20 protein-coding genes are annotated in these 19577 nt (G+C 35.7%); 5 read left to right on the forward strand and 15 right to left on the reverse strand.

The window, feature by feature from the left end:
• Positions 1-262: 262 nt before the first annotated feature.
• Positions 263-658: a rhodanese-like domain-containing protein gene (locus HOO91_17885; protein NOU19429.1), complete on the forward strand. Its 396-nt coding sequence runs from the start codon at positions 263-265 to the stop codon at positions 656-658.
• A gap of 96 nt (positions 659-754) precedes the next feature.
• Here HOO91_17885 and HOO91_17890 read toward each other — a convergent pair whose 3' ends face one another.
• The 5 genes from HOO91_17890 to HOO91_17910 all read right to left on the reverse strand — a co-directional run bounded on the left by HOO91_17890 (position 755) and on the right by HOO91_17910 (position 3461).
• Complete coding sequence (locus HOO91_17890) at positions 755-997, reverse strand: 4Fe-4S binding protein (protein NOU19430.1); 243 nt, start codon at positions 995-997, stop codon at positions 755-757.
• A gap of 333 nt (positions 998-1330) precedes the next feature.
• Entirely contained in the window at positions 1331-2224 is an 894-nt protein-coding gene (locus HOO91_17895; GenBank protein NOU19431.1) for a hypothetical protein, read from the reverse strand.
• 74 nt (positions 2225-2298) lie between these two features.
• A complete protein-coding gene (locus tag HOO91_17900) occupies positions 2299-2739 on the reverse strand; it encodes a hypothetical protein (GenBank protein NOU19432.1) in 441 nt (146 codons plus the stop codon).
• A 93-nt stretch (positions 2740-2832) separates the two neighbouring features.
• The gene (locus HOO91_17905) at positions 2833-3204 is read right to left on the reverse strand and encodes a hypothetical protein (protein ID NOU19433.1); all 372 of its coding nucleotides are present in this window, start codon (positions 3202-3204) and stop codon (positions 2833-2835) included.
• A 2-nt stretch (positions 3205-3206) separates the two neighbouring features.
• The gene (locus tag HOO91_17910) at positions 3207-3461 is read right to left on the reverse strand and encodes a hypothetical protein (GenBank protein NOU19434.1); all 255 of its coding nucleotides are present in this window, start codon (positions 3459-3461) and stop codon (positions 3207-3209) included.
• 292 nt (positions 3462-3753) lie between these two features.
• Between HOO91_17910 and nfo the strand changes: the two genes are divergently transcribed.
• On the forward strand, positions 3754-4593 hold the full coding sequence (gene nfo / locus HOO91_17915) for a deoxyribonuclease IV (GenBank protein NOU19435.1): 840 nt from the start codon (positions 3754-3756) through the stop codon (positions 4591-4593).
• A 254-nt stretch (positions 4594-4847) separates the two neighbouring features.
• Here the strand turns inward: nfo and queA are convergent, their stop codons facing one another.
• From queA to HOO91_17950, 7 genes are all read right to left on the reverse strand, one after another.
• Complete coding sequence (gene queA, locus HOO91_17920; GenBank protein ID NOU19436.1) at positions 4848-5897, reverse strand: tRNA preQ1(34) S-adenosylmethionine ribosyltransferase-isomerase QueA; 1050 nt, start codon at positions 5895-5897, stop codon at positions 4848-4850.
• 190 nt (positions 5898-6087) lie between these two features.
• Positions 6088-6804, reverse strand: a complete 717-nt coding sequence (gene truB / locus HOO91_17925; protein ID NOU19437.1) for a tRNA pseudouridine(55) synthase TruB — start codon at positions 6802-6804, stop codon at positions 6088-6090.
• A gap of 112 nt (positions 6805-6916) precedes the next feature.
• Positions 6917-7180 (reverse strand): DUF3098 domain-containing protein, encoded by a 264-nt coding sequence (locus HOO91_17930; protein ID NOU19438.1) that lies wholly within the window; start codon positions 7178-7180, stop codon positions 6917-6919.
• Positions 7181-7196: 16 nt separating this feature from the next.
• Positions 7197-8075 (reverse strand): cell division protein FtsX, encoded by an 879-nt coding sequence (locus HOO91_17935; protein NOU19439.1) that lies wholly within the window; start codon positions 8073-8075, stop codon positions 7197-7199.
• A 134-nt stretch (positions 8076-8209) separates the two neighbouring features.
• Positions 8210-9286 carry a UDP-N-acetylglucosamine 2-epimerase (non-hydrolyzing) gene (gene wecB, locus HOO91_17940; protein ID NOU19440.1) on the reverse strand — a complete coding sequence of 359 codons (1077 nt, stop codon included), beginning with the start codon at positions 9284-9286 and terminating at the stop codon, positions 8210-8212.
• A 15-nt stretch (positions 9287-9301) separates the two neighbouring features.
• Positions 9302-10597, reverse strand: coding sequence for a glycosyltransferase family 4 protein (locus HOO91_17945; GenBank protein NOU19441.1), 1296 nt, complete (start codon positions 10595-10597; stop codon positions 9302-9304).
• 76 nt (positions 10598-10673) lie between these two features.
• Positions 10674-12224 (reverse strand): glycine--tRNA ligase, encoded by a 1551-nt coding sequence (locus HOO91_17950; GenBank protein NOU19442.1) that lies wholly within the window; start codon positions 12222-12224, stop codon positions 10674-10676.
• Positions 12225-12759: 535 nt separating this feature from the next.
• Here HOO91_17950 and HOO91_17955 point away from each other — a divergent pair.
• The 3 genes from HOO91_17955 (at position 12760) to HOO91_17965 (ending at position 15902) form a co-directional block, all read left to right on the forward strand.
• Positions 12760-13296 (forward strand): RNA polymerase sigma factor, encoded by a 537-nt coding sequence (locus HOO91_17955; protein NOU19443.1) that lies wholly within the window; start codon positions 12760-12762, stop codon positions 13294-13296.
• A gap of 4 nt (positions 13297-13300) precedes the next feature.
• The gene (locus HOO91_17960; GenBank protein NOU19444.1) at positions 13301-13867 is read left to right on the forward strand and encodes a hypothetical protein; all 567 of its coding nucleotides are present in this window, start codon (positions 13301-13303) and stop codon (positions 13865-13867) included.
• A 139-nt stretch (positions 13868-14006) separates the two neighbouring features.
• Positions 14007-15902, forward strand: coding sequence for an alpha/beta fold hydrolase (locus HOO91_17965; protein NOU19445.1), 1896 nt, complete (start codon positions 14007-14009; stop codon positions 15900-15902).
• Positions 15903-16246: 344 nt separating this feature from the next.
• Here the strand turns inward: HOO91_17965 and HOO91_17970 are convergent, their stop codons facing one another.
• The 3 genes from HOO91_17970 to HOO91_17980 form a co-directional block, all read right to left on the reverse strand.
• The gene (locus tag HOO91_17970) at positions 16247-16861 is read right to left on the reverse strand and encodes a deoxynucleoside kinase (protein ID NOU19446.1); all 615 of its coding nucleotides are present in this window, start codon (positions 16859-16861) and stop codon (positions 16247-16249) included.
• Positions 16862-16949: 88 nt separating this feature from the next.
• Positions 16950-17705 (reverse strand): hypothetical protein, encoded by a 756-nt coding sequence (locus HOO91_17975; protein ID NOU19447.1) that lies wholly within the window; start codon positions 17703-17705, stop codon positions 16950-16952.
• Positions 17698-19224: a GH3 auxin-responsive promoter family protein gene (locus HOO91_17980; GenBank protein NOU19448.1), complete on the reverse strand. Its 1527-nt coding sequence runs from the start codon at positions 19222-19224 to the stop codon at positions 17698-17700. Before HOO91_17980 ends, HOO91_17975 begins: the two co-directional genes overlap by 8 nt.
• Positions 19225-19577: the final 353 nt, after the last annotated feature.

The following is a 19577-nucleotide window of genomic DNA, read 5'->3' on the forward strand; positions in this document are numbered from 1 at the left end:
TTCCAGTATAGGTTATTAACATGCTCTAAAGTTACTAACTCCCCCTAGAACCCCCTTGTTAGCATCATCATCATTATTATTGATATAAAAAATGATACTGTAAATCTAAAGGAACTCACGTTAATTACTTACAAAGTAACAAAATTTGATTTTTGGTTTTATATGAAAATATTAAATGAAATTGATGAATTATTTTCGCTTTTATAATGGTTTGAGTCGATGTATTTTTGTGTTATTAAGTAACAAAATAAATAGGTTTAAAATGGATGCACAAATTAAACATTATGAAAACAAATTAGAGTTTGAAATGGACTCGGCGGATTTGTTTGAAGCCTTAAATAATGGCGAAAAAGTTGTTGTTATTGATGCAAGGAAGCCATTTGGCTTTGAGGCCGAACATATTCCTAGGGCAATTAATATCCCTCATCGTGAAATGAATGAGGAAAGCACCAAGCATTTAAACAAAGATTTTGTGTATGTTACCTATTGCGATGGAATTGGGTGTAACGCTTCAACTAAGGGTGCTTTGAATATGTCGAAACTTGGATTTAAAGTCAAAGAACTTATTGGTGGTATTGAATGGTGGAAGTTTGACGGTTATGCTACCGAAGGAACAAAGGCAAGTCAAACGGGCGCAAAAATTCAATGTGCTTGTTAAAATTTATCATTCAGTCCGGCAAATGTAGATTACGTTCTATATTTGTCCGATGTCGTTTAGGATGTCTAATATGATTGCACTTTGTGTCCGAATAAGTTACGCTTCGCTAAACTTCGTTCGAGCCGAGAAATCGTATTCATAAGATAATCCATCCACAACTATTGCTCGTGTTGAACAAACAGCCATACATTGCCCACATTTAAAACATAAATCTTGGCGGTTAGGTCTGATAACCATTTCGTTCAACTCATTCTTAATCGGAATTTTGTTGGGGCAAACCTCCGCACATAGTTGACATTTTTTACATGTGGTTTGATTAAAAGTGATTGAGTTTGGCATGTTGGTGAATTTATTCTATTTTACTTGTGTTTGGCATAGAATGATGAGTTGGGGGATTAAATTATCAAAACATGTAAATAATGCAATTTTTGATAATATATCTAGCACTCCCCGCTAAGCGTAGTTTTCAAAACTACGCTTGTTTAAATGGCGGTCTTCTGACCGCTTAAAAAACAACTATATCCCTACTCCAATTTTTCAGCATTACAAAAATGCGATACCTGCCAATAATTTGTATTTGTGCGGTCGGGAGACCGCTGTTTAGTTACGACGAAGTTACGCTTCGCTAAACTTCGCCAAGCTGGGATGTTTTGGACCGAGGAACCGGGCTATTTAAATCCATTCTACACTTTTAAGATTTCTTTTTATCCCCCTTTGATACTTATATTTAGGATACCCAATTATTATAGATGTTACTACTTCATGATTTTCGGGGATACCGAACAACTTTCTTAATTCTTTATCTTTGCTTATTGCTGGAGGTATTAAGTCCATTATGGAGCCACCAAGTCCGAGCGAATGGGTGGCAAGCATCCCATAAGTTGCAGCTATAGAAATGTCTTGACTAATATCTTCTTCGTTTTTATCTGCAAGGAAAAGAATCATTGCTGGAGCATTTCGTGTTATTGTATCTTCGGTTCCGTTTTTCAACGCAGGCAGTCTGCTTACCAGTAAAGGTATTAGGTGCCCCTGCATCAGTTTGAATTTTTTTTCACCCACCACCTTTTTAATAAAATACCGATAGATTGGTTTCTTAAACATGTTTACCAGACCCTCATAAAACCTGATCATATTAGGCAATGCCTGCCTAATTAATTCAGTATTTTGAACAACAATGATTTTTACTTTTAAAGGAGGAAAACCGGGAGGAGCAAATGAAATAGCCTCTACAATTTTTTCCAATAATTCTTTGGGTACTGGTTTATCCTTAAAATTACGAATAGCTCTGCGGGAACGAATCATATCGTAAAAAGACTTTTCGTAACCGTTCGATTCATTTTCAGGCAATTCAAAAAAATCGGTTTCGTAAGATAGACCAGCCACAGCAATTGCCCGTGTTGAACAAACAGCCATACATTGCCCACATTTAAAACATAAATCTTGGCGGTCGGGTCTGATAGCCATTTCGTTCAACTCATTCCAAATCGGAATCTTGTTGGGGCAAACCTCCGCACATAATTGACATTTTTTACATGTGGTTTGATTAAAGGTGATTGAGTTTGGCATGTTGGTGAATTGATTCTGTTTTGTTTGTGGTTGGTTTAGAGTGATGAGTAGGGAGATGTCTTAGAATGCATAACCTAGGGATTCTCTCGTCTGACCTTTACCATTGTTGCGAATTTGTCTCTGATGAGAGAACGTAGATGCTCAGTCGATTTGTAATATCTAACTCGATATGCACCAACATCAAAATGAAGAGTAGTCCCATCTTTTGCGATCAAGAACACATCTAGAGACTCATTGCCAATTCCATGTGCGAAACCCAATTCATAATAGACATTTGGACGCTCTTTAGTCAGGTCGCAAATAATAAATTCGGCCTTGATTATAAAATCGGTTATTTCATTTATAATTAATCCTGAACCTACATTTTCATCAACCCTCTTTGTTATTAGACCGAGTTTTGAACATTCATCCTTAATCGCTATGTAAGAATCATCAAGTTCATCTGTGAAGGGCATTATCACAAAGACTAGATTGCGTTTGTAATCTGCTATGTCATCATATTCTTCGTAATCCATTCTGTTCCGTTGTTTAGTTACGACGAAGTTTAGCGAAGCGTAACTTCGTCGAGCTGTGGTCTATTCCTCTCTGCAAACATTTCATCAGATATTTCAAGAACTAAAATTGTTCTTTATTCTTAATTTTTCTTCAGGACTAATTTTTCCTCTTTCAATATCTCTATTTTTTGTCCTTACTTCTCTTCTCAAAGAATCCATTTCCTTTTTAAGTTCAAGAAGCCCTTTTTCCTTATGAGTTACTTCTATTATTTTGGTTTTTGATGTTTCTAAAAAGGTTGGGGGTATCGCTGCTTCTGGATTATCCAATGTTTCTAAAAGTGCTTTAGTAATCCTCTCTTTTAATTTTTCACCCCAATTTGGTAAGTTTTTATCATAAACAATAACTCTTAAACTTCTTAAATCAAAAGGTACATCATCTATGGATGATGTTATTAATACTGCTGGTTTTGCAATAGCATGTGCCAATCCTAATTCATAAAAACATTTGGATTTTTATTTGTCAAATCAGCAAGAATAACATCGGCTTTTTTTGTGAAATTCCATATGTCATTTACAATATTTCCAGATCTATATAAATCATCTGCTCTAGTTGGAATTAGACCTGCATTATTTATTGCTGGAACGTAAATGTCATTTTTGTAACTGTCAAACAATCCACCAAACGGCATTATGATAAAACAACTTTTATCTGTTACAAAATTGGTTTTTTTATTTGTAGTCATTTGAATATAGTATTTAGATTAAAAGTTTAAAATTTATAATTGCCCGACTCTTTATATTTACACTAAGGACATGTCCATGCATGGAATCCTAATGTAAACATATCCCTTTTAAAATCCTTTTATCAAAGTTAAAATTCTTTTTCAAAAAAACCACCTAAACTATTTAAACAGAAGAAATTCTGGTAGGAAATTTCTATAGTTTGTTAGTTTTTTTAGTGACAATAGGCGTTTAAAACTTAATGCTGAACAACTTTTTTTCTGTAAATTTGTTTCAATCCATAAAATAGCAAAGATGAAGTACATTGGAGCACATGTAAGCGCATCGGGTGGTGTTGAGAATGCACCAATTAATGCGCATGGTATTGGAGCAACAGCTTTTGCGCTGTTTACCAAAAATCAAAGGCAATGGAAATCAGCACCTTTAACAAAAGAGAGTATAAACGCTTTTAAGAAGAACTGCGAGTTGTATAACTATTCGCCAGCGCAAATTCTTCCTCATGATAGCTATTTAATTAACCTTGGACATCCTGAAAAAGAAGCACTTGAAAAGTCACGCGAGGCTTTTCTGGATGAGATGCAACGCTGCGAGCAGTTGGGTTTGGACAGGTTAAACTTTCACCCCGGTAGCTCACTTGGCAAAATTAGCGATGATGAGTGCCTAAAGCTAATTGCAGAGAGTATTAATATTGTCCTTGGTAAAACCAAGGGTGTTATTGCTGTAATTGAGAATACATCGGGGCAGGGGAGCAATCTTGGCTATACCTTTGAGCAGCTAAGGCAAATAATTGATAATGTTGAGGATAAATTGAGGGTTGGTGTTTGTCTGGATACATGCCATACCTTTACTGCGGGTTATGATATTAAATCAACCAAAGGATTCACCGAAACCTTTATTAAATTCGATAACACTATTGGATTCAGCTATTTAAAGGGCATGCACATTAACGATTCCAAAAAGGAGTTGGCCTCACGTGTAGATAGACACGATAGTATAGGCAAAGGTTTCCTTGGGTTGGATATTTTTAGAATGATAATGAAAGATAACCGTTTTAACGGTATCCCTTTAATTCTGGAGACCCCAGATGACACCGTTTGGGCAGAAGAGATTAAGCTGCTAAAATCGTTTATTTAACGTGAGTTTGATGTAAATATAATATATTGATTCTTGGTTCACCATTAGATTGTTGCTTTGTCATGCTGAACGGAGTGAAGCATCTGAATTTTAGATAATTAGATCCTTCGCTTTGCTCAGGATGACACCCTACATCGAACTGACGTTATTTAGAGAATGTTTTATGAGGATTGGAAAACCGCAACTAGATTGTATAATAAAACAAAAACCTCATGTAAATGAGGTTTTTGCTTTGTTATATCCTTTATGGTTTTCTATATAATAAGCATAGCATCACCATAAGTTCCAAAGCGGTATTTTTCTTTTATTGCAAGTTTATACGCATCGAAAAGAAAATCATAGCCAGCAAAAGCTGATACCATCATTAACAATGTCGAAAGTGGTAGGTGAAAATTAGTTACCATCATGCTGGGTACGCTAAAATCATAAGGAGGAAAAATAAACTTGTTTGTCCATCCACTATATGGTTTTAGAAATCCATCGGTAGATACTGAGCTTTCGAGCGTGCGAAGAACCGTTGTACCCACAGCACACACATTCTTTTTATTCAACTTTGCTCCATTCACAATATCAACAGCATCTAATGGGATATTAATCTGTTCGGAATCCATTTTATGCTTGGTAAGGTCTTCAACATCTACTGTGCGGAAATTACCCAAGCCTACATGTAGGGTTATCTCAGCAAAGTGAACACCTTTTATTTCGAGTCTTTTAAGTAGTTCTCGGCTAAAATGCAATCCTGCTGTTGGAGCAGCAACAGCACCCTCGTGCTTTGCATATACTGTTTGGTAACGCTCTCTATCCTCTGGAATAACATCTCTTCTTATGAATTTTGGAAGAGGTGTTTCGCCCAATCGATAAAGAGTTTCCTTAAACTCATCGTATGATCCGTCAAAAAGGAAACGGAGAGTACGTCCACGAGAAGTAGTATTATCAATTACCTCAGCAACAAGAACATCGTCCTCGCCAAAATAAAGTTTGTTTCCAATCCTAATTTTTCTGGCAGGATCAACTAATACGTCCCATAACCGTTGCTCTTTATTGAGTTCTCGGAGTAAGAAAACTTCAATTTCAGCACCTGTTTTTTCTTTATTGCCATACAAACGGGCTGGAAAAACTTTTGTATTGTTAAAAACAAACACATCACCCTCTGAGGTATAGTTGATAATATCCTTAAAGATACGATGCTCAATTTGTTTCGTTTTCCTGTTTAATACCATTAATCTGGACTCATCGCGATTGTCAGACGGATATTTTGCAATTAAATCCGGAGGTAAATTGTACTTGTACTGTGAGAGTTTCATTAGGTATAATTAAAAAATTAATTAATAGTCAATTTTTAAACGTAATACTTCCATTCCTGCAATTCATGCAGATAAAGTATTTGAAATAAATTTATTGATAAATAGATAATATGACGTGTCAATTTATGCTCAATTGGATTACAAATATAACTATTCTACAAAAGACCGTGTGCCTTATACGTGACATTTTTCAGTTAGTTACATTCACCGTTAAAAATTTTTCAAATTCTTCTAATTTTTGAGCATCAACTAATTTAAAGTTACCGCTACCTACTCTTACTAAGTCTGCTAAATATGCGCCACTATTTAGAGCAACCCCCAAGTCCCTTGCAAGAGATCTTATATAAGTTCCTTTACTACATTTGATTCTTAAAGTAAGGTTGGGTAATTTAAAATTAATTATCTCAAGTTCTAGAATTTTAATTTTTACAGGTTCAAGTTCCATTTCAACCCCTTGCCGAGCAAACTTGTATGCTCTTTTCCCATTAATGCTCTTTGCAGAGAAAAGAGGTGGTATTTGGTTTTGCTCCCCCAAGAAGGTATTTACAACTTTATAAACCAACTCTTCGGTAATATGTTCAGTAGGAAACTCTTGGTTCATTTGTGTTTCCATATCATACGAAGGAGTTGTTTGCCCTAAACAAAATGTTGCGATATATTCCTTATCGTCTTTTAAATAAGACTCAACCTGTTTTGTTGCTTTTCCAATGCAAATCACTAATAATCCTGTTGCGAGGGGATCCAAAGTTCCTGCATGGCCTACCTTAATCTTTTTATATCCTTTGGATTTGCGAATGAGGTGTTTAATCTTACTTACAACATTAAAGGATGTCCAACCATAAGGTTTATCGATAAGAAGAATAGCTCCTTCTTGAAAATCGGTTTCACTATCAAATCCTAATTTCATCTCTAAATGGATATCCCTTTTTGCCTTAAAAAGGCATGCAAAACGGGGTTTTTATAAAATAAAAACCCTGACATTCAAAAATGTCAGGTGGTAAATTAGTGTAGTTTAAGCCCTATTCACTTGGCTTTTTCATTATTGCATAAATTTCAAAAACGAACCCGAAAAGCACTACAATTGGAGCAAGCGTAATCCGTCTAAAACTAAAAATTTCATTGCTAAATACATTCGGATCTTTAGAACCTCCGCCTGCCATTAAAAGAAACCCTACAACAATAATTGCAAACCCAATAAGCAGCAATTTGTAATTTTGCTTTCCAAGAGCGAATTTGCTCTCATCTTGATCTTGTTGTTTGCTAGGTGCTGTTTGTTTTGCCATATATGATAGATTTTAGCTAATAGTATAAGTCATCGACTTTTAATCTTAAAAATTTATTAACTGCAAAGTAAGTTGAAATTAAATTAATTAACACACCAATTACGATAACAGCTCCAAAAATAATAATTAACAGAAATGGATCAACAATATCAATCAGATCACCAAATTCTTTTTGTACCAAATAAACTAATCCCGAAAGCAGCAGAATAGACACAAGGGCGGCATAAAGCCCGTGAAGTATGCTTTTTAATAAAAAAGGTTTACGAATAAATCCCCATGTTGCTCCAACAAGTTTCATGGTGTTGATTAAAAACCTACGGGAATAAACTGAGAGTCGAATGGTGTTATTAATTAGAACGATTGCTATAAATAGTAACAAACTACTGAATAGAATTATCACAAGGCTTATTTTACTCACATTCTCATTCACCAAACTTACTAGTGATTTTTGGTAGTGAACCTCCTTTACCTGTTTAAAGCCAAGTAAAAACCTTTCAATTTTGTTGATACTATCTTGATTTGCATATTCTGCTTTCATTCTAACGTCAATTGATGCTGAAAGGGGGTTGTATCCTAAAAAAGTTATAAAATCCTCGCCAAGTTCGTCTTTTAACTCCTTTGCCGCTCTTTCTTTTGAAATGTACTCTGTATACCTAACAAAAGCGGATGCATCTAAGGTTTTTCGGAGAAAATTAGCATCAACTTCGCGAATATCATCTTGAAGGAAAATTGAGAAGCCGATGTTTTCTTTTACGTAATCGGAAAGTTTTCTTGCGTTAAAAATCAGAATACCAACGATACCAAGCATAAAAAGAACCAAGGAGATACTTATGATTGATGAAAGTGATGAGCTTCGCAGACGATTACGTGTAATTTTTCCTTCGGAGTTTTTCATGTTGAATATATTATCTGTTATCCCATCGATTTAATTAATTGGGTATTTGTTTCAAAAGTAGTAAAAAAGGAGTTTTGTCGATTGCTGTTCGAAGTTCTCTTAATGTTATTATTCCTTAAAACGTTAAATTATTTTTACTTCTTCCAAAATTTTAAAATATCGGCAATTTTTTCGGAAGCCTTGCCTTTTCCATAAATATCCATAGAAAAATTGGGTTTACGATTTATCATTTCGTTATATGCTATGAGTATGAATTCAGAATCGGAACTACTCAACATATTAAACCCATTTTGAACAAGTTCTGTACATTCTGTCTCTTTTCTAAGGGTTACACAACACTTTTTAAAAAAGAATGCCTCTTTTTGAACGCTTCCGCTATCGGTAAGAACGATTGTGCAATTTCTTAGAAGTTCAACCATATCGAAATAGTTTACTAGTGGAATAATTGTAAAGTTAGTTTCGATATTAATATCTCTTAAATATTTTGTTGTAAGAGGGTTTAGTGGAACAATTACTCGCAGTTCTCGGTTAATAGTGTTTAATGCACTTATTATCTCTCCTAATTTTTTTGGATCTGATGTGTTTTCAGGACAACTTATTGTTGCAAGTGCAAAGGATTGGTTTAGATTAAACTTATTTATAATATCAGATTTTAGAGGAGATAAGGTACAATAGTAATTTGCAGCATCCTGCATAACATCTCCTGTGTTGTATATATTACATGGAAAGTTATCAAAGCCTTCCTTTTTAAGATTTTCAACGGCTATTTCGGTGGGACAGAAAAGAAGAGTTGAAATTCTATCGATTAAAATCCGATTCATCTCCTCTGATACCATTGGTTTAAACGAGCGTAATCCCGCTTCTACATGTGCAACTGGAATTTGTTGTTTTTGCGCAGCAATAGCTCCCGCCAGTGCGGGGTTATTGTCGCCATATACTAGCACCATATCGGGCTTTTCCTTGAGGATTGCAATCTCAATTCCTTCAAGTAATTTTCCAATTGTTGCTGCAGGATTTAGATCAGAAATCGCTAATTTATACTTTGGTTCCGGGATATCCATCTCTTCAAGAAAAATCTGCGATAGGGTATCGTCAAGATTTTGGCCAGCATTAAGGACTACCTCATCTATCCCTTTGAGAATAAGTTTATGGCTGACCATAGCAGCTTTTATAAACTGAGGAGTCGCACCTACAATGGATAGTACTTTCATTTGGATTAAACTTTATTATTGACGCATTATTACAACATTCATCAACTCAGCAATCCTTTTTGTTAATCCCTTCCGGGAATATTGTTCAATATTTCGGGGATTAAAACTACTCCAACCCAATTTATAACCTTCCCACACCCATTTTAATCCCTCATAAATTTCCGCTTCGGAATCACATGGAAGCATTATTCCTGCTCCTGTTTCCGTTAAAAGTGCATCTAGATCTCCTCCAACAGGACCAATCGCAATCACTGGACGCTTTGCTGCAAGGTACTCAAAAATCTTTCCAGTTAGTATCTCTTTGGAGGTACTTGGTATAAAAACTAAAAGAACCTGCGCAGATTTTTGTATTGAAGGGATTTCGGAATGAGACTTGTAACCTAATATTTCTGTTTTCCCGAGCAAATTAAACCTTTTTAACGATTCAATAACAGACTTATCCACATCGCCAACAAAGCGAATCAGTAATTTCTCGCTGAATTCAGTATTGTTCTCTGCCATTTTTGCGATAGTCTTCCAAAACGTATTACTATTACTATTCGGCGGAATTGTTCCTACGTGAACCAATGAAAAAACTGAATCGTTAAGGGTTACGTTATGGTTATAATCAGTATGATCGAATCCATTGGGAACAATTTCGATTTTTTTGGCCCCTATTTTCTTGAACCTATCAGCCATCGATTTTGAAACAACTACCGTTAAATCAGCATTCTTAAGCACTTTCCGTTCAAGTCTTCTATTAATTGAATCGGCAAGCCAAGTTAACTTTAAGTCTTTGTAGAAGTAAATATCTGTCCAAGGATCTCTGAAATCAGCAATCCAAGGAATATTCAGTTTCCTATTCAGTTTTAACCCGATTAGGTGCAAACTATGCGGGGGCCCAGTAGATATAATTAAATCAACAGGATTATTTCTTAGATATTTTGATAGAAACGATGTAGATGGAGCAATCCAAAGCATCCGAGCATCTGGGATAAAGAAATTTCCTCTGATCCAAATTGCAATGTTATTTATTAAACTCCTTTTTTTTGTAGAGCCAGATGTAAATCCAACACCTATTTTCTTCCTATTCCCACTAAGGAACTTATATATCCCATAAGGCTCAGGTACATTTCGGCGAATTACCTCAATTCCCTCGGGTATATCATTTAATAAAGACTCATCGATTGCCGAAACCTCAGGATTATTGGCGGTATAAACTATTGGTTCCCATCCGTAATTTCGGAGATACTTAACAAACTTCAACCATCGTTGAACACCAGAACTTCCAGCAGGGGGCCAGTAATAGGTTAGAATTAGTACTCTTCGCATTGAAGTTTCCTTTGATGGTTGAAAGTTGTCAGTTTACACCTTTCCGGTTCCTGCTATTGAAGGCAGTAAACCTTAATTATAATAGTTTGAGAAGTGTTCGTAAAGATACTTTCTCTTCCATTATCTCTCTTAGGCGAGATGCTTGAACTCGTTCTTGCGCCATTGTATCGCGATAGCGAATGGTAACAGTATCATCTTCTAAAGTTTGATGATCAACGGTTATGCAGAAAGGTGTTCCAATTGCATCGTGCCGACGATAGCGTTTCCCAATCGTGTCCTTCTCCTCGTATTGACAAGCAAAATCGATTTTTAGCTCATCCATAATCATTTTGGCTTTCTCTGGTAGACCATCTTTCTTAACCAATGGGAATACACCTAATTTAATTGGGGCTAAGGCAGGTGGGATACGAAGAACAACACGTTCATCAACGGTTCCATCCTCTTTTGTAATCTTCTCTTCGGTATATGCTGATGAAAGGATTAACAGGAATGTACGATCAAGACCTATTGAAGTTTCTATAACATAAGGAACATAGCTCTCGTTAGTTTCAGGATCAAAATATTGCAACTTTTTACCGGAATGTTTTTGATGGCTACTTAGGTCGAAATCGGTACGTGAATGGATTCCCTCAACCTCTTTGAAACCGAATGGGAATTCAAACTCTATATCTGATGCTGCGTTTGCGTAATGTGCAAGTTTTTCGTGTTTATGGAAACGATATTTGTTATCGCCAAGCCCCATAGACTTATGCCAACGCATACGTTTTTCCTTCCAGTACTCGTACCACTCCATCTCCTCGCCAGGGCGAACGAAGAATTGCATTTCCATTTGCTCAAACTCCCTCATTCGGAAAATGAATTGACGGGCTACGATCTCATTACGGAAAGCTTTTCCTGTTTGGGCAATTCCGAAAGGAATTTTCATACGCCCAGTTTTCTGAACATTCAGGTAATTAACAAAAATACCCTGTGCCGTTTCGGGTCTGAGGTAGATAGTGTCTGCATCCTCGCTAACCGAGCCCATTTTGGTCTCGAACATCAGGTTGAACTGTCGAACTTCTGTCCAGTTGCGTGAACCTGAAATTGGGCAAACTATTTCGCAATCTTCAATTATCTGTTTAACCTCCTTTAAATCACCCGAATCAAGAGATGTAACCATTCGGGTGTTAATGGTTTTTATTTTTTCAGCAACCTCAAGTACTCTAGGATTTGTTTCACGGAACATTGCCTCATCAAAAGTATCACCAAAGCGTTTCTTAGCTTTTTCAACCTCCTTGTTGATTTTATCCTCTTGCTTTTGAATCCAATCTTCGATTAACACATCGGCGCGATAACGTTTTTTGCTATCCTTATTATCTATCAAAGGATCGTTGAAAGCACCTACGTGTCCAGATGCTACCCACGTTTTGGGATGCATAAAGATTGCAGCATCAATACCCACAATGTTGTCGTTAAGGCGGGTCATTGCTTCCCACCAGTAACGACGGATATTATTTTTTAGCTCAACACCATTCTGTCCGTAATCGTAAACAGCGCTTAAACCATCATAAATTTCGCTCGATTGGAATACAAATCCGTACTCCTTTGCATGTGCAATTAATTTCTTAAATAGTTCTTCTTGGGTCATATAAAAAGATTCTTGATTTTAAACATTCGATTTCAGACAAAAAGCTAATTATCAATTAGCTGAAAATTCTCTTTAATTCTACTTTAACAGATTTGAAATAAACTTGATTTTTCTGCTTTTTTACCCCAAACCCTAAAGGGAGAAAGCAGAAAAATCAACCCAATCCCTTTAGGGGTAGGGGTAAAATTGGGTTGATTTTTCGTGTTATAAGCAATCTGTTAAAGTAGAATTAAAATAAAAAGCAAAAATAAGAGTTTTATTGGTTTAAAGTTATAAACCCTAAAGGTTTTAAATACCATAAGGGTTTTAACAATTCTAACGATTTTAGATATTTCACCGAAAATTTAACCAATAAAAACTGTAACAAAATATAAGTTTGATATACTAAATTTGTATTAAGATGAAACACCCATGTTTTTGACCAATACAAAATGAGATGAATAAGATATGGGTGTTCCATTATTATAATTAACAACTGTTCAACCTAATATTTTCATCTTGCAATAGATCAGTTTTTTAATCCGATATTATTCGAATGAAAAAAGATAGTATGCAGAAAAAAGAGGAGCATTTTAATCGTTTAGTCAAGGAGAACCATCAACGGATTCAAAGTATCTGCAAGTACTATGCTTCTGTAGCTGAAGATCAGAAGGATATTTATCAGGAAGTTTTAGTAAACATTTGGAAAAGTTTAGAAACTTTTAGGGGAGAAGCACAGGAAAGTACTTGGATTTATAGAATTGCATTAAACACAGCATTAGGTTTTGCAGGAAAAGAATTTCGTAGGATGAAATTTATCCTTGATCCCGGAGAAAAGGGCATTCAGAATATCCTTGTTGAAGATGATGGGGTTGATATCAAACTTCGAGAAGATCAACTAAACACCCTTCAGATTCACCTAAATCAACTAACGGTTATTGAGAAGGCAATAATGTCACTTGTTCTCGAAGGGTTATCATCAAAAGAAATATCGGAGATAATAGGGATAACCGAGCCTAACGTAAGGGTTAAGGTTCATCGAATTAAAGAGATATTAAGAGAAAAAATGAATGGAGGTAGTTATGAAAACTAATGATATGAATAACAATTTAAACCATACTATTGAAAGTTTACCAAATATGGAATTGTTTACGAGTAAGCTAAAAAAGGAGGATGAGTATAATCTTAAAATTTCTAAAACCTTTTTCCGGATTTACATTGGGTTTATTGGTTTTTATTTCATTATAATAATTGTAAATTTATTCTTTGATCGTGGATTAATTCAAGTTCTCTCCCAGATTCTCTTTATCCTATCGTTTGTTGCATTCGTTTTAATTTTTAGGGACAATTTAAAAATCTTTAAAAAAATTGATTACTCACTTCCATTGGCAGAGATGCTTAATGCTGTTGTAAAACGCTACCATCTTAAAATAGGTTATCTCTTAATTTTATTAATCCCTATTGTTTTAATGGATGGAGGATTAACCTTATCTTTCTATGAAGATTTGGAATCACTAAGTCCACTGAATAGAGTATTAATTGTTCAAGCGTTTTATATTCCAGTAATGGCAATATCAACCTTAATTGGGATATTAATATGGAGGCACAAGCAAAAGCCACTTCGAGATAAGGCACTTGAGTTGTTAAAGGAGCTTGAAAACTAATCGGATTTGATAAATAAAAAGAGGTTTGAAAAATTTCAAGCCTCTTTGCTTTTTATTGAATATTGATCAGTGTTCTTTTTTTTCCTTAACTTGTTTCAAATTTATTTCTATAAAATCAAATCATTTAAAACACATTATTATGAAAAAACAACTATTAGTTTTAGGCCTAATTGCCGTAGGAATTATTTCCTGTAAACAGGAACCAACCGTTAAGGTAAAGGAGTATTCCATTGAGCAGTTTTATAAGAATAAGCAAATAAGGGGAGGTGCTTTTTCTCAGGATGAGAAAAGATTGCTTGTTACAAGTAATGAGTCTGGAATATACAATCTGTTCGAGATCAATATTGCCGATGGGGCAAAAAAGCAAATTACGAACTCCAAAGAGGAATCATTTTTTGCAATTGATTATGTTCCAAACTCTAATAAAATTTTGTACAGTTCCGATAAGGGTGGTAACGAGATTAGCCATATCTACCTATTAAATGAGGACAGCACTTCAACCGACTTAACACCAGAACCAAAAGCAAAGGCTAATTTTGGAGGATGGAATAAAGACAAAACTGCATTCTATTTTCTATCGACAAAGCGTGATCCTCGCTTTTTTGATTTGTATAAGATGGATATCAAAACATGGAAATCGACACTGCTTTTTCTGAATGATAAAGGGCTTAATTATTCTGGAATTTCATGGGATGAAAAATATATTGCGCTTACACAAAGCATTACTTCGAGTGAGAGCAAATTGTTTTTGATGAACTCTTCGGATAAAAAGATGTCTGAAATTTCATTGCCCGATAAAATTGGAACATACGGTGGAACCGGATTTTCAAGAGATGGCAAGTATTTCTATTATATCACAAATGGTGGGGGAGAATATCAGTATCTTGTATCGTATGATATTGCCACAGGAGAACGAAAGACTGTTTACGAAACCAATTGGGATGTTGCTTACAGTTTCTTTTCTTGGAATGATAAATACAAGGTTATTTCCATTAACCAGGATGGCAAGAATGCACTAAAGATTTTTGATAATTCAACTGGGCAAGAGGTTGCCTTCCCCGAGGTATCCGATGGAGATATTTTAGGAATTGATATTTCGGATAGTGAAAAATACATGCGTTTGAGCGTTGGTACTTCAAAATCACCTTCGAATATCTATTTTTATAGTTTCGAGACCAAAGAGCTTAAGAAACTTACAAATACTCTTAACCCAGATATCGATCAAAACCAGCTTGTAAGTGCCGAGGTTGTTCGTTATAAATCATTTGATGGTCTTGATATTCCAGCCATCTTCTACAAACCTCTTATTGCCAATAAGAATAATAAAGTTCCTGCTTTGGTTTGGGTACATGGTGGACCAGGCGGTCAATCAAGAGTTGGTTACTTTTCGCTGATTCAATATCTTGTTAATCATGGTTACGCAATCCTTGCCGTGAATAATAGAGGAAGTAGCGGATATGGTAAAACATTCAACAAAATGGATGATCAGAATCACGGGGAGAAAGATTTAATGGATTGCGTATATGGTAAAAAATATCTTCAAACTTTGGAATATATAAACCCTGAAAAGATTGGTATCATTGGTGGTTCATATGGTGGTTACATGACAATGGCAGCAATGACATTTCAACCCGATGAGTTTAAGGTTGGTGTAAACCTATTCGGTGTTACAAACTGGTTAAGAACCTTAAAATCGATTCCTCCATTCTGGGCATCATTCAAAAAAGCTCTTTATGCAGAAATGGGTGATCCTACAACTGCCGATTCCGTTCGTCTTTACAATATATCTCCATTATTCCATGCCGATAAAATTAAGAATCCAGTTATGGTTCTTCAGGGTTCGAACGATCCACGTGTGCTAAAGGTTGAATCGGATGAAATTGTTGCTGCTGCGCAAAAAAACAATATTCCTGTTGAATACGTTGTATTTCCCGATGAGGGTCATGGGTTTGTTAAGAAGGAAAACGAGATAAAAGGGTATGGAGCAATTCTAGTTTTCTTGGATAAATATTTGAAGGAGGAAGTTAAGAAGTAGTAGGTTTGATTAACTCAAGGTGCTGGTTGCTAGATGCTGGTTGCCGAAAGCTTATTATTTAACGTGAACTCGATGTAAGCATAACATATTGATCCCAAGCATAGTGTTAAATTATTGCTTTGTCATGTTGAACGGATTGAAGCATCTGGATTTTAAACAATCAGATCCTTCGCTTCGCTCAGGATGACAACCTGCATCGAACACATGTTAATTTAATAAAAGATAAGAGGAGAAGAACTAGATACTGTAAACCAAACCAGCAATTTGCAACCAGAAACTAGTAACTTAGGTTTGTATATATCAAAAAAGCTTTGGTTAATTCCAAAGCTTTTTTGTTGTGGTTTTTAGAACAAACCGTGTATCAACGCATCAATCTTGTTAATTACAATCCTTAAATCTTCTGGTCTTTCGGCAAAGTTCATATTATCAACCTCAATAATAAGCATCTTTCCCAGTTTGTAGGATTCAATCCAAGCTTCATATCGCTCATTTAGGCGTTGTAGATAATCAAGACGAATATTCTTCTCGTAATCCCTACCCCTCTTTTGAATTTGGCTTACCAGTGTAGGCACATTACCCCTCAAATAAATGAGTAAATCGGGTGGCTGAATAAGGGAACACATCAATGCAAAAAGATTGGAGTAGTTATTGAAATCGCGGGTAGACATAAGCCCCATAGTATGTAGGTTGGGTGCAAAAATATGAGCATCTTCATAAATAGTTCTGTCCTGAATAACAGTATCCCCTTTGCGGCGAATATCAACAATCTGACCAAACCTACTATTTAAAAAGTAAATCTGGAGATTGAAACTCCAGCGTTGCATATCTTCATAAAAATCGTTTAGGTATGGGTTGTCATCTACATCCTCAAAGTGAGGTTTCCAACCATAATGCTTTGCAAGCAAACGAGTAAGAGTTGTTTTGCCAGATCCAATATTCCCAGCAACGGCTATGTGCATGATGAGGTTTTTTAAGGTTTTTTACAGCTGATTTACGCTTGCTAAAAATACGAAAGTTTGTTAGTCATTTATCATTCTATGGTTACATTTAGCTAACAACTAATTCACTACCATTATAGAATAAAAATTTGCCTCTAAACTTAATGGGGATACAGCTAAATGACACATCGAAAGCCTTAACCTGATTGCCATCCAGAATATATTGAAATAATTTTCCCTCGGAGAAATAAACCATTGAACCGTCAATAAATGTAAAATAGGAATCAATTTTTACTGGAATGTCGCCCATGCGTGCCCCAAAGGAATCGAATCGACAGATACCTTTATTTTGAAAAGCAAGGTAAAGAATTCCTTTATTCTCTTGAATAAAAGTTGGTCTGGTATCAGAAAAAGTCATATCGGGGATTATCTTTTCTCCTGTGGGATTAAAGCTGGAGTCGAAGTAAAGTATCTCCCATCTATTTCGATTGAAAACCCAAAATCCGCCTTTATTGCTTCGACAAACTAGAGTTACATCGCTAATTCCCTTATCTTGAAATTTAATAGGCTCTGATATCTCCGCTACTGCATTGTTTAATATTACAACGGATTGGGAACCTTGATAAAAAACAAGAATTCTAAATGGGTCTAAAACATCAATATATGCGGGATTTCCAAGGAGAATATTGGAATATGAACCGATTTTTTTGAATTGCTTATCGAAACAGATAATCTCGTGGTTATTTACCACCCAAACATTATCAAACTTATCGGCCAGAATAAAACTACATTGAGCATTCGTTTTGCTGGTTGATAAAAGCAGTAGGATTATTAAAGACAAGAAAAGGAGTGGTTTCTTAATCATTGCAGCATCTTTTGCTTAGTTCAATTAGCTCATCAACATATTCACGATTGTTCGATAATCGAGGAACTTTGTTTTGTCCCCCAAGTTTCCCCCTTTCTTTCATCCAGAGGAAAAAGGTTCCATTATTTAAACTTCTAATAATGGGCGGACTAAGAGTAATGCCTTTATATCTCTTTGCCTCATAGTCTGAATTTAATGAACACAATGCATTATCGAGAACTTGCGTGAAAAACTCTAAATCGGCAGGAGGTCTTTCAAATTCTATTAACCATTCATGAGCCCCTTTTGCATTATCATCCATATAAATAGGAGCGGCAGTATACTCTTTTACCAAAGCATCGGTTTTTTCACAGGCTCTTTTCAAAGCATTCTCGGCATTATCAATGATTACTTCCTCACCAAATGCGTTAATAAAATGACGTGTTCGCCCAGTTATTTTTATTTTATGAGGATATTTTGATGTAAACATAACCGTATCGCCAATCATATAACGCCATAAACCGCTGTTTGTGGTAATAACCATTGCATAATTTCGGTTCAGCTCCACATCCTTTACAGTTAAAACTGTTGGGTTAGCATTGAAGGCCTCTTCTGCCGGAATAAACTCATAGAAGATACCATAATCGAGCATCAGCAGCATATCATCGGTGAGAGGATCGTCCTGAATGGCAAAAAAACCTTCGCTAGCATTGTAGGCTTCCATGTAGTTCATGGATGGAGATGGGATAAGTTTGCGAAACTGCTCACGATATGGGGTAAAGTTTACCCCTCCATGCGTAAAGAGTTCCAAATTTGGCCAAACCTCAAGAAGATTCTTTTTCCCTGTAACGTTGAGTATATGCTTTATCATTACAAGATTCCACGAGGGAACGCCAGCAATGTTGGTTACGTTTTCCTTAATGGTTTCTTTAGTCAGCTGCTCAAGCTTCTCCTCCCACTCGGGGATTAGAGCAACCTTCTGGCTTGGAGTTCGAATAAAATCTGCCCACCAAGGGATATTCTCAATTAGAATAGCCGATAGATCACCATAGTAGGAGTCAACGCTGAAATTATCAATCTGATGGCTTCCTCCAAGGGTTAATCCCTTACCTTTAAAAATCTCAGAATCAGGGTGAAGATTAGTGTAAATTGCTAAAATATCACGCCCGCCTCTGAAATGACACTCCTCCATGGCTTCGGAGCTAACGGGGATAAATTTACTTTTATTGGAAGTAGTTCCCGATGATTTTGCAAACCACTTAATTGCGCCAGGCCAAAGGATATTGTGATTCCCTTCCCGATGCTTGTCGATATAAGGTTTTATTTCTTCGTAATCGACAATGGGAAGTCGTTGCTGAAAATCGCTGATTGATTTTATCGATTCATAATCATATTTTACGCCATACTCCGTATCCTTAGCTTTACTAATGAGCTTAAATAGCACCTCCTGCTGAACTTCAAATGGGAATTGGCGAAAGAGTTCTATTTGATGTAATCGTTTAGTATTTAACCAGCTAAAGATTGAGTTTAGTAAGGGCATAATCGGTGATTGTTTTTTTTAAGTTCAAAACAAATATAGGAAAAAAAGAGGAGATGTTTGTAGATGCGCTTTTAGGGTAGGAGTTGGGTTGATGTAATGACGTTTCTTTTGTTGGTTTATTTATTGGAATAGCCCTACCAGTAATGTTTTATATTTGATTTTTATAAAAAATCGCAAAATGCGATATATTAGGATATGGTTGGAGAGTGGTTTTTTATAAAACACTCTGTATCGTCCTGAAAAAAGTTGACAGATTTTTCTAATCCTAAGCGGAGTTGACAAAACATAATTTTCGGGTAATGATGAGCCGGAAGATAGTTTTGCTTCAGACAGAAGGGGCTAGATGCCCCGCC

The sequence above is a fragment of the Bacteroidales bacterium genome, assembly GCA_013141385.1.
Lineage (GTDB): Bacteria > Bacteroidota > Bacteroidia > Bacteroidales > Tenuifilaceae > UBA8529.